The sequence below is a fragment of the Hugonella massiliensis genome (genome assembly GCA_001486445.1).
Lineage (GTDB): Bacteria > Actinomycetota > Coriobacteriia > Coriobacteriales > Eggerthellaceae > Hugonella > Hugonella massiliensis.
This window is the reverse complement of record LN908986.1, coordinates 254,348-266,802: the sequence shown is the minus strand read 5'-3', so window position 1 is coordinate 266,802 and position 12,455 is coordinate 254,348. Positions and strand designations below refer to the sequence as shown.

The window sequence follows — 12,455 nt, the reverse complement described above, 5'->3', positions numbered from 1 at the left end:
CTACATGAGCCCGAACAGGCTCAGATACCCGGCAATCAATGGCTCCCCGCACAAAACGGCGACCGCGGCGCCCCCGCACAGGAAGGGCCCGAAGGCGATGGTATCGCTGCCCTTCACCCGTTTGCGCACGAGCAGCCATACGGCAAAGACGCCGCCTGCCACCACGCCCACAAAGAAGGCGAGCACGGTAAGCCGCCAACCAAGGACGAGTCCCACTGCAGCCATAAGCTTAACGTCCCCGCCGCCGAATCCGCCGGTCACCACAGCCAAAATAAAAAGAGGCACACTTACGGCAACGACGCCGATCGCACGATCGACGAGCGTCGCATCTGCCACCGGCCAGACAAGGCCCGCAAGGCCGATAACCGCCACAGCGATTACCAGGCCGTTGGGGATAGTCTTCGTATCCGCGTCGATCAGCGCGATCACCGCAAGCATGAAGAGGAAGGCGAAGCCCACAAGTGCCGAAGGAGCAAAGCCCCACACGACAACCGACACGACCCCGCACGCCGCGCCCGCCAGCTCGACTGCCGTGTAGCGAGCCGGAATGGGCGATCCGCAGTAGCGGCATTTCCCCCGCAGGGCCAGCCAGCTGAAGACGGGCACCAAGTCGCGCGCCGCCAGCTCATGGCCGCACGAAGGGCAGGCACTGCGCCCCAGCACGAAGTCTATCCCGCGCGGCACGCGGTAGACGAGCACGTTGCCGAAGGAAAAGACGCACGCGCCTATCACGGCCGCAAAAGCGTAGAGCGCGATGCGAGCGGCAAGCACCATGTGTCTCCTTTCAAGCAAGCGACCGGCTTTACGCACAGAGCGCGCAAGGCCGAGCACAAAAGTCAATACGTCTGCACAAACCCGAAGGCGTGCGAAGTCACCGTCCACGGATGGGCACATTCGGCATCGTAGGACACGAAATAGCCGCCGTCATCGTAATCGAACTTGGTCGCCTGCATGGTGGCCGCATCGAAGGCGTAGAGGTGGATAATGCCCTTTTCGGAAGCTGCCGCAAGCGTCTCCTGCGCCGCCTCGTCGGAAAGGGTTCCCGTCCCGGCGTCAGCCACCATGGGCTTGCCTAAGCCCGCATATTCCTGGCCGATGCGAGAAAGGGCCATCTGCACATGCACGCCCTCCTGCTGGGCATCCCGCATGCCCGATGCGGTGGCTAGCCAGAAGGCATAGCCCCCACAGAGCACAATGAGGACAAGCCCCAGACTGCAGACCACCGCAATATGGCGATAGAAGAGACCCGAGGGCAGGGAACGAACGGGAATGCGTTTGAAGCTCTGCATAGGCAATGGAAGAAGAAGCGGTCGAAAGAAGAAAGGCCCCCGTCACCGGGGGCCTTTCAAGGTTCAACGAGCAGTTGAACTACTTAGAAGCAGTCCAAGTACCGTCGTTCCCAAGCGTGTAGGTTGCGCCGTCGATGACCACCGTACCACCCGTGATCTGACCGTTGGCATCGACGGTGAAGTTGTAAGAGGTCACCTTTTTCGTATCGACGCCGGCAAGGTCGGTTACCTTCTGACCGCTTGCCGTCTGGTCTTTGTCATCAATGGTCGTATCGGCATTGGTCTTGTGGCCCACTTCGTCATCATAGACAGCTTGAGCCGCCACGCGCACCGTCTGGGCCGTGGAGTAGTTCTTCTCATCCTGCGCCTTGTTGATGTAGCCGAGCAGGGTCGGCACAAGGATGGCGGCCAGGATAGCCAAAATGACGAGCACAACGATGAGCTCGACGAGCGTGAAGCCGTTCTTCTTCTTCAGCAGTTTCTTCGCAGTCTCCATTGGATCAACCTCTCCTTACGTGGAAACACACATGCATAGTACTACATTAAGTAATACTACATCTAAAGGCCCTATTGCCCCTCAAAGCGCATCAATTGCGCTAAAACTGAGATAATTTTACACCAGAAAGTACACGTTCGAACACAGACTGTGCGACAAGAACAAACACAGAAAAAGGGGACCGCCCCCTCGGGCGGCCCCCGCGCAAAGAAAAAGCGCCCTCCGCGAGCGCGACGCCCTATCCTCCCACGGGCTTCCCCCGCAGTACTTTCGGCGATGCGGGGCTTAACTGCCGGGTTCGGAATGGGTCCGGGTGATCCCCCGCTCCATGGTCGCGCTCGCGGGGGGCGCTCCCCCGCGAGGTCCTGGTTAGGATCTCTCTAGGTTTGTCAAGGCGGCTTCGGGCCGACCCTGGGGGTTGCATGGCGCTCACGGAAACTTGACAGACCGTCAGATACGGGTGCGAATTGAGATGAAGAGCTCGACCGATTAGTACCGCTCGCCTGAGCGCCTCGCGGCGCTTGCAGCTGCGGCCTATCAACCTCGTGGTCTACGAGGGGTCTTACCGGAAAGAGAACTCATCTTGGAGACGGCTTCGCGCTTAGATGCCTTCAGCGCTTATCCGTTCCGGACGTAGCTACGCGGCAGTGCCGTTGGCCGACAACCGCTGCACCAGAGGTCCGTCCACCCCGGTCCTCTCGTACTAGGGGCAGATCTCCTCAGTTCTCTTGCGCCCGCGGAGGATAGGGACCGAACTGTCTCACGACGTTCTGAACCCAGCTCGCGTACCGCTTTGAATGGCGAACAGCCATACCCTTGGGACCGACTTCAGCCCCAGGATGCGATGAGCCGACATCGAGGTGCCAAACCTTGCCGTCGATGTGGACTCTTGGGCAAGATCAGCCTGTTATCCCCGGAGTACCTTTTATCCGTTGAGCGACGGCCGTTCCACGTCGGGCCGCCGGATCACTAGAACCTGGTTTCCCACCTGCTCGGCTCGTCGGCCTCGCAGTCAAGCCCGCTTGTACTCTTGTGCTCTGCGGACGGTTGCCGACCGTCCTGAGCGGACCTTGCGCACGCCTCCGTTACTCTTTGGGAGGCGACCGCCCCAGTCAAACTACCCGCCTGGCACGGTCCGCGCGCCGGATCGCGGCCGCGCGTTAGATCGCCGGAACGGTGAGGGTGGTATTCCAAGGGCGGCTCCGCCCGGGCTGGCGCCCGGGGTTCATAGCCTCCCACCTATCCTCTACGCACCGAGCCAACGATCAATGCCAAGCTGTAGTAAAGGTTCACGGGGTCTTTCCGTCCTTCCGCGGGAAGTTCGCATCTTCACGAACAATGCAATTTCACCGGGTCCATGGTTGAGACAGCGCCCAAGTCGTTACGCCATTCGTGCAGGTCGGAACTTACCCGACAAGGAATTTCGCTACCTTAGGACCGTTATAGTTACGGCCGCCGTTTACCGGGGCTTGGCTTCGGCGCCTCGCTTTCGCTAACGCTTCCGCGTAACCTTCCGGCACCGGGCAGGCGTCAGACCCTATACGTCGCCTTGCGGCTTTGCAGAGTCCTGTGTTTTTGATAAACAGTCGCTTGGGCCGTTTCGCTGCGGCCCGCCCGGGCTCCGGAGGCTAGCTCCCTCACCTGGGCGGGCACCCCTTCTCCCGAAGTTACGGGGTCGGTATGCCGAGTTCCTTAACCATGGTTCTCCCGATCGCCTCGGTATGCTCTACCCGCCTACCTGTGTCGGTTTTGGTACGGGCGCCGCGGGCCTCCCTAGAGGTTTTTCCAGGGGGCATGGGCTCGCCGGCTTCGGATCAGATCCTTCGTCTCGCGTCTCGGGCTCATCGGTCGGCTGGTTTCCATGCCGACCGCCCTACGCGCTTTCACGGGGACGTCCAGAACCCCGCCCGGCTACCCTTCCCCGTCACCCCGTCGGTGGTGACGGCCCGCGGCGGTACAGGAATGTCCGCCTGTTGTGCATCGCCTACGCGTGTCCGCCTCGGCTTAGCTCCCGACTGACCCTGGGGCGATTAGCGTTGCCCAGGAACCCTTAGGCTTACGGCGGAGGGGTTTCCCGCCCCTCTCTCGTTACTCATGCCAGCATTCTCACTTCCCGGATGTCCACGCGGGGTCGCCCCTCGCGCTTCGCCCCTCCGGGAAAGCTCCCCTACCACAGGATCTCTCGATCCGTCCGCCGCTTCGGCGCCGTGCTTAGCCCCGTGAATTGTCGGCGCATGTCCACTCGACCAGTGAGCTGTTACGCACTCTTTAAATGCATGGCTGCTTCTAAGCCAACATCCTGGTTGTCTAGGCAAACGCACATCCTTTGCCACTCGGCACGGACTTGGGGGCCTTAGCGGGCGGTCTGGGCTGTTTCCCTCTCGAGCACACAGCTTAGCCCACATGCTCTGACTCGCGGCCAATGGGATGCCGGCATTCGGAGTTTGGTTTTCCTCGGCAGGCGGTGAGGCCCCCTCGGAAGTCCAGTGCTCTACCTCCGGCATCGTACGGCCGCGGCTAGCCCTAAAGCTATTTCGGGGAGAACGAGATATCTCCGGGTTTGATTGGCCTTTCACCCCTATCCACGGGTCGTCCCCTCCGTTTTCAACCGAAGTGGGTTCGGGCCTCCACGGGGTCTTACCCCCGCTTCACCCTGCCCATGGATAGCTCACCCGGCTTCGCGTCTACGGCGCGCTACTCACCGCCATCTTAAAGGCTCGCTTTCACTGCGGCTCGCTTCGAAGCTTAACCTCGCAGCGCACCGTAACTCGCTGGCTCATTCTACAAAAGGCACGCCGTCACAGAGGAATCCTCTGCTCCGACTGCTTGCGGGCGCACGGTTTCAGGTACTGTTTCACTCCCCTCTCGGGGTGCTTTTCACCTTTCCCTCACGGTACTGGTCCTCTATCGGTCATAGGAGAGTATTCAGCCTTGGAGGGCGGTCCCCCCTGCTTCCAACCGGGTTTCACGTGCCCGGCTGTACTCGGGATGCGCGTCCGCCGGGGGACTGGGGTCCGCGTACGGGGCTCTCGCCCGCTCCGGCCGGCCTTTCCATGCCGTTCCGCTTCCCAGTCCCTTTGTAACCGGCGCCGGCCCCTGCAGGGACCGGATGCGCGCTCCCACGACCCCCATGCAGCAACGCCTGCAGGCTGTGCGCATGCATGGGTTTAGGCTAAACGCGCTTTCGCTCGCCGCTACTCGCGCGATCTCGGTTGATTTCCTTTCCTCGGGGTACTTAGATGTTTCAGTTCCCCCGGTTCGCCCCTTCCCGCCTATGCGTTCGGCGGGAGGTGCCAGAGCTCCGCTCTGGCGGGTTGCCCCGTTCGGAGACCTGCGGGTCGAGGGATGTTTGCTCCTCACCGCAGATTATCGCAGCTTGCCGCGTCCTTCGAAGCCTTCCTATGCCAAGGCATCCACCGTGCGCCCTACGTATCTTCATTTCCCTTCGCGTCCCCTCCCGCGCTTCTGCGCGGGAGGCGTCAGTTCGAAATAAAAGTATTTCGGGTATCCATATCTTAGTTATTGCGATCGTGTAATGCGAACCACCTGCGGGATTCCCGGAAGATCGAATTAGTTTGAAAAACGAATCTGAGGGATTCTCGCTGATGATTCTTTCAGTTTCTATGAAACGCTATGCAACTCTCAAGGTGCCCGGAGGGGGAGGTTTCCCCGACCGTCCGAGGGAGGGCCCTCGGGACCGGATGCCGCGAGACGAGAGATAGGGGCTTCAAGCTTTCGTACACTTTTTCCCCTGTGAGGCGAACCCATTCGCCTTCCGGGGCGCGGGAGCTCTCGCTCGACCGCGCTTCGGGCTGGCGCCCGATTTCTCCCTAGAAAGGAGGTGATCCAGCCGCACCTTCCGGTACGGCTACCTTGTTACGACTTCACCCCCCTTACCCTCCACACCTTCGGCGCCTCCGCCCCTTGCGGGTTCGGCCGGCGACTTCGGGTGCAGACGACTCGGGTGGTGTGACGGGCGGTGTGTACAAGGCCCGGGAACGTATTCACCGCGGCGTGCTGATCCGCGATTACTAGCAACTCCGACTTCACGGGGGCGGGTTGCAGCCCCCGATCCGAACTGGGACCGGCTTTGGGGGATCCGCTCCGGATCGCTCCTTCGCATCCCGCTGTGCCGGCCATTGTAGCACGTGTGCAGCCCAGGGCATAAGGGGCATGATGACTTGACGTCGTCCCCACCTTCCTCCGGCTTGACGCCGGCAGTCCCCCATGAGTCCCCAACTCAATGCTGGCAACATGGGGCAGGGGTTGCGCTCGTTGCGGGACTTAACCCAACATCTCACGACACGAGCTGACGACAGCCATGCACCACCTGTCCGGGCTCCTCTCGGCCACGGCGTCTCCGCCGCTTCACCCGGATGTCGAGCCCTGGTAAGGTTCTTCGCGTTGCTTCGAATTAAGCCACATGCTCCGCTGCTTGTGCGGGCCCCCGTCAATTCCTTTGAGTTTTAGCCTTGCGGCCGTACTCCCCAGGCGGGGCACTTAATGCGTTAGCTGCGGCACGGGGGAAGGGCTCCCCCACACCTAGTGCCCATCGTTTACGGCTAGGACTACCAGGGTATCTAATCCTGTTCGCTCCCCTAGCTTTCGCACCTCAGCGTCAGTGTCGGCCCAGAAGACTGCCTTCGCCATCGGTGTTCTTCCCGATATCTGCGCATTTCACCGCTACACCGGGAATTCCGTCTTCCTCTACCGAACTCGAGCCCGCCGGTTCGGGGTCGGGCCGGAGGTTGAGCCCCCGGGTTTGAGACCCCGCTTGGCGAGCCGCCTACGCGCGCTTTACGCCCAATGAATCCGGATAACGCTCGCTCCCTACGTATTACCGCGGCTGCTGGCACGTAGTTAGCCGGAGCTTCTTCTGCAGGTACCGTCATGGTTCTTCCCTGCTGAAAGCGGTTTACGACCCGAAGGCCTCCGTCCCGCACGCGGCGTTGCTGCGTCAGGGTTGCCCCCATTGCGCAAAATTCCCCACTGCTGCCTCCCGTAGGAGTCTGGGCCGTATCTCAGTCCCAATGTGGCCGATCGGTCTCTCAACCCGGCTACCCATCGCGGGCTAGGTGGGCCGTTGCCCCGCCTACTACCTAATGGGACGCGACCCCATCCCCTGCCGCTGAATCGTTTTCCCCGCGGGGCCATGCGGTCCCGCGGGAGTACCCGGTGTTAATCCCGCTTTCGCGGGGCTATCCCGGAGCAGGGGGCAGGTTGGTCACGTGTTACTCACCCGTTCGCCACTCTATGACCGCCCGAAGGCGGGTTAATCGTTCGACTTGCATGTGTTAGGCACGCCGCCAGCGTTCATCCTGAGCCAGGATCAAACTCTCCGTTTAAAGCGCGGCCCCCGAGGGGGCCGACAGTCTCTCTTCCAACGGATCTGTGAGATCTCTGTTTCGTTTTCCGTCTTCCCGCGGCCTCGTTGGAGGCTGCCGCGGAACGACGGGGTTCGTCTAGCTTGAATTCTCTCGTTCGCAGTATCCGGTTCTCAAGGTCCTCCCGCGCCCCCGNGTTGTGTGCGAACCGTGGAGAAGGGCCCCCGCGCTTGCCCCGAGGGGGGCGGCCGCGTATTATATCTTCTTGCCGCTTGAAGCGGCGCCCGCCCCCCCAGCGGGGGCGCGGGAGGACCTTGAGAACCGGATACTGCGAACGAGAGAATTCAAGCTAGACGAACCCCGTCGTTCCGCGGCAGCCTCCAACGAGGCCGCGGGAAGACGGAAAACGAAACAGAGATCTCACAGATCCGTTGGAAGAGAGACTGTCGGCCCCCTCGGGGGCCGCGCTTTAAACGGAGAGTTTGATCCTGGCTCAGGATGAACGCTGGCGGCGTGCCTAACACATGCAAGTCGAACGATTAACCCGCCTTCGGGCGGTCATAGAGTGGCGAACGGGTGAGTAACACGTGACCAACCTGCCCCCTGCTCCGGGATAGCCCCGCGAAAGCGGGATTAACACCGGGTACTCCCGCGGGACCGCATGGCCCCGCGGGGAAAACGATTCAGCGGCAGGGGATGGGGTCGCGTCCCATTAGGTAGTAGGCGGGGCAACGGCCCACCTAGCCCGCGATGGGTAGCCGGGTTGAGAGACCGATCGGCCACATTGGGACTGAGATACGGCCCAGACTCCTACGGGAGGCAGCAGTGGGGAATTTTGCGCAATGGGGGCAACCCTGACGCAGCAACGCCGCGTGCGGGACGGAGGCCTTCGGGTCGTAAACCGCTTTCAGCAGGGAAGAACCATGACGGTACCTGCAGAAGAAGCTCCGGCTAACTACGTGCCAGCAGCCGCGGTAATACGTAGGGAGCGAGCGTTATCCGGATTCATTGGGCGTAAAGCGCGCGTAGGCGGCTCGCCAAGCGGGGTCTCAAACCCGGGGGCTCAACCTCCGGCCCGACCCCGAACCGGCGGGCTCGAGTTCGGTAGAGGAAGACGGAATTCCCGGTGTAGCGGTGAAATGCGCAGATATCGGGAAGAACACCGATGGCGAAGGCAGTCTTCTGGGCCGACACTGACGCTGAGGTGCGAAAGCTAGGGGAGCGAACAGGATTAGATACCCTGGTAGTCCTAGCCGTAAACGATGGGCACTAGGTGTGGGGGAGCCCTTCCCCCGTGCCGCAGCTAACGCATTAAGTGCCCCGCCTGGGGAGTACGGCCGCAAGGCTAAAACTCAAAGGAATTGACGGGGGCCCGCACAAGCAGCGGAGCATGTGGCTTAATTCGAAGCAACGCGAAGAACCTTACCAGGGCTCGACATCCGGGTGAAGCGGCGGAGACGCCGTGGCCGAGAGGAGCCCGGACAGGTGGTGCATGGCTGTCGTCAGCTCGTGTCGTGAGATGTTGGGTTAAGTCCCGCAACGAGCGCAACCCCTGCCCCATGTTGCCAGCATTGAGTTGGGGACTCATGGGGGACTGCCGGCGTCAAGCCGGAGGAAGGTGGGGACGACGTCAAGTCATCATGCCCCTTATGCCCTGGGCTGCACACGTGCTACAATGGCCGGCACAGCGGGATGCGAAGGAGCGATCCGGAGCGGATCCCCCAAAGCCGGTCCCAGTTCGGATCGGGGGCTGCAACCCGCCCCCGTGAAGTCGGAGTTGCTAGTAATCGCGGATCAGCACGCCGCGGTGAATACGTTCCCGGGCCTTGTACACACCGCCCGTCACACCACCCGAGTCGTCTGCACCCGAAGTCGCCGGCCGAACCCGCAAGGGGCGGAGGCGCCGAAGGTGTGGAGGGTAAGGGGGGTGAAGTCGTAACAAGGTAGCCGTACCGGAAGGTGCGGCTGGATCACCTCCTTTCTAGGGAGAAATCGGGCGCCAGCCCGAAGCGCGGTCGAGCGAGAGCTCCCGCGCCCCGGAAGGCGAATGGGTTCGCCTCACAGGGGAAAAAGTGTACGAAAGCTTGAAGCCCCTATCTCTCGTCTCGCGGCATCCGGTCCCGAGGGCCCTCCCTCGGACGGTCGGGGAAACCTCCCCCTCCGGGCACCTTGAGAGTTGCATAGCGTTTCATAGAAACTGAAAGAATCATCAGCGAGAATCCCTCAGATTCGTTTTTCAAACTAATTCGATCTTCCGGGAATCCCGCAGGTGGTTCGCATTACACGATCGCAATAACTAAGATATGGATACCCGAAATACTTTTATTTCGAACTGACGCCTCCCGCGCAGAAGCGCGGGAGGGGACGCGAAGGGAAATGAAGATACGTAGGGCGCACGGTGGATGCCTTGGCATAGGAAGGCTTCGAAGGACGCGGCAAGCTGCGATAATCTGCGGTGAGGAGCAAACATCCCTCGACCCGCAGGTCTCCGAACGGGGCAACCCGCCAGAGCGGAGCTCTGGCACCTCCCGCCGAACGCATAGGCGGGAAGGGGCGAACCGGGGGAACTGAAACATCTAAGTACCCCGAGGAAAGGAAATCAACCGAGATCGCGCGAGTAGCGGCGAGCGAAAGCGCGTTTAGCCTAAACCCATGCATGCGCACAGCCTGCAGGCGTTGCTGCATGGGGGTCGTGGGAGCGCGCATCCGGTCCCTGCAGGGGCCGGCGCCGGTTACAAAGGGACTGGGAAGCGGAACGGCATGGAAAGGCCGGCCGGAGCGGGCGAGAGCCCCGTACGCGGACCCCAGTCCCCCGGCGGACGCGCATCCCGAGTACAGCCGGGCACGTGAAACCCGGTTGGAAGCAGGGGGGACCGCCCTCCAAGGCTGAATACTCTCCTATGACCGATAGAGGACCAGTACCGTGAGGGAAAGGTGAAAAGCACCCCGAGAGGGGAGTGAAACAGTACCTGAAACCGTGCGCCCGCAAGCAGTCGGAGCAGAGGATTCCTCTGTGACGGCGTGCCTTTTGTAGAATGAGCCAGCGAGTTACGGTGCGCTGCGAGGTTAAGCTTCGAAGCGAGCCGCAGTGAAAGCGAGCCTTTAAGATGGCGGTGAGTAGCGCGCCGTAGACGCGAAGCCGGGTGAGCTATCCATGGGCAGGGTGAAGCGGGGGTAAGACCCCGTGGAGGCCCGAACCCACTTCGGTTGAAAACGGAGGGGACGACCCGTGGATAGGGGTGAAAGGCCAATCAAACCCGGAGATATCTCGTTCTCCCCGAAATAGCTTTAGGGCTAGCCGCGGCCGTACGATGCCGGAGGTAGAGCACTGGACTTCCGAGGGGGCCTCACCGCCTGCCGAGGAAAACCAAACTCCGAATGCCGGCATCCCATTGGCCGCGAGTCAGAGCATGTGGGCTAAGCTGTGTGCTCGAGAGGGAAACAGCCCAGACCGCCCGCTAAGGCCCCCAAGTCCGTGCCGAGTGGCAAAGGATGTGCGTTTGCCTAGACAACCAGGATGTTGGCTTAGAAGCAGCCATGCATTTAAAGAGTGCGTAACAGCTCACTGGTCGAGTGGACATGCGCCGACAATTCACGGGGCTAAGCACGGCGCCGAAGCGGCGGACGGATCGAGAGATCCTGTGGTAGGGGAGCTTTCCCGGAGGGGCGAAGCGCGAGGGGCGACCCCGCGTGGACATCCGGGAAGTGAGAATGCTGGCATGAGTAACGAGAGAGGGGCGGGAAACCCCTCCGCCGTAAGCCTAAGGGTTCCTGGGCAACGCTAATCGCCCCAGGGTCAGTCGGGAGCTAAGCCGAGGCGGACACGCGTAGGCGATGCACAACAGGCGGACATTCCTGTACCGCCGCGGGCCGTCACCACCGACGGGGTGACGGGGAAGGGTAGCCGGGCGGGGTTCTGGACGTCCCCGTGAAAGCGCGTAGGGCGGTCGGCATGGAAACCAGCCGACCGATGAGCCCGAGACGCGAGACGAAGGATCTGATCCGAAGCCGGCGAGCCCATGCCCCCTGGAAAAACCTCTAGGGAGGCCCGCGGCGCCCGTACCAAAACCGACACAGGTAGGCGGGTAGAGCATACCGAGGCGATCGGGAGAACCATGGTTAAGGAACTCGGCATACCGACCCCGTAACTTCGGGAGAAGGGGTGCCCGCCCAGGTGAGGGAGCTAGCCTCCGGAGCCCGGGCGGGCCGCAGCGAAACGGCCCAAGCGACTGTTTATCAAAAACACAGGACTCTGCAAAGCCGCAAGGCGACGTATAGGGTCTGACGCCTGCCCGGTGCCGGAAGGTTACGCGGAAGCGTTAGCGAAAGCGAGGCGCCGAAGCCAAGCCCCGGTAAACGGCGGCCGTAACTATAACGGTCCTAAGGTAGCGAAATTCCTTGTCGGGTAAGTTCCGACCTGCACGAATGGCGTAACGACTTGGGCGCTGTCTCAACCATGGACCCGGTGAAATTGCATTGTTCGTGAAGATGCGAACTTCCCGCGGAAGGACGGAAAGACCCCGTGAACCTTTACTACAGCTTGGCATTGATCGTTGGCTCGGTGCGTAGAGGATAGGTGGGAGGCTATGAACCCCGGGCGCCAGCCCGGGCGGAGCCGCCCTTGGAATACCACCCTCACCGTTCCGGCGATCTAACGCGCGGCCGCGATCCGGCGCGCGGACCGTGCCAGGCGGGTAGTTTGACTGGGGCGGTCGCCTCCCAAAGAGTAACGGAGGCGTGCGCAAGGTCCGCTCAGGACGGTCGGCAACCGTCCGCAGAGCACAAGAGTACAAGCGGGCTTGACTGCGAGGCCGACGAGCCGAGCAGGTGGGAAACCAGGTTCTAGTGATCCGGCGGCCCGACGTGGAACGGCCGTCGCTCAACGGATAAAAGGTACTCCGGGGATAACAGGCTGATCTTGCCCAAGAGTCCACATCGACGGCAAGGTTTGGCACCTCGATGTCGGCTCATCGCATCCTGGGGCTGAAGTCGGTCCCAAGGGTATGGCTGTTCGCCATTCAAAGCGGTACGCGAGCTGGGTTCAGAACGTCGTGAGACAGTTCGGTCCCTATCCTCCGCGGGCGCAAGAGAACTGAGGAGATCTGCCCCTAGTACGAGAGGACCGGGGTGGACGGACCTCTGGTGCAGCGGTTGTCGGCCAACGGCACTGCCGCGTAGCTACGTCCGGAACGGATAAGCGCTGAAGGCATCTAAGCGCGAAGCCGTCTCCAAGATGAGTTCTCTTTCCGGTAAGACCCCTCGTAGACCACGAGGTTGATAGGCCGCAGCTGCAAGCGCCGCGAGGCGCTCAGGCGAGCGGTACTAATCGGTCGAGCTCTTCATCTC

3 protein-coding genes and 5 rRNA genes are annotated in these 12,455 nt (G+C 61.8%); 2 read left to right on the top strand and 6 right to left on the bottom strand.

Going from position 1 to position 12,455, the window contains the following annotated elements:
* From BN3270_RS09450 to BN3270_RS03650, 6 genes are all read right to left on the bottom strand, one after another.
* Positions 1-774, bottom strand: a complete 774-nt coding sequence (locus BN3270_RS09450; RefSeq protein WP_058985825.1) for a prepilin peptidase — start codon at positions 772-774, stop codon at positions 1-3.
* A 62-nt stretch (positions 775-836) separates the two neighbouring features.
* Positions 837-1,289: a hypothetical protein gene (locus tag BN3270_RS03670; RefSeq protein WP_148335475.1), complete on the bottom strand. Its 453-nt coding sequence runs from the start codon at positions 1,287-1,289 to the stop codon at positions 837-839.
* A 79-nt stretch (positions 1,290-1,368) separates the two neighbouring features.
* Entirely contained in the window at positions 1,369-1,785 is a 417-nt protein-coding gene (locus tag BN3270_RS03665) for a type II secretion system protein (protein ID WP_058985823.1), read from the bottom strand.
* Between the two features lie 225 nt (positions 1,786-2,010).
* Positions 2,011-2,125, bottom strand: a 5S ribosomal RNA gene (rrf, locus tag BN3270_RS03660).
* A 129-nt stretch (positions 2,126-2,254) separates the two neighbouring features.
* Positions 2,255-5,225 (bottom strand): 23S ribosomal RNA (locus tag BN3270_RS03655).
* 394 nt (positions 5,226-5,619) lie between these two features.
* Positions 5,620-7,130, bottom strand: a 16S ribosomal RNA gene (locus BN3270_RS03650).
* A gap of 449 nt (positions 7,131-7,579) precedes the next feature.
* Between BN3270_RS03650 and BN3270_RS03645 the strand changes: the two genes are divergently transcribed.
* Positions 7,580-9,090, top strand: a 16S ribosomal RNA gene (locus tag BN3270_RS03645).
* Between the two features lie 394 nt (positions 9,091-9,484).
* Positions 9,485-12,455: ribosomal RNA gene (locus BN3270_RS03640) — 23S ribosomal RNA — on the top strand.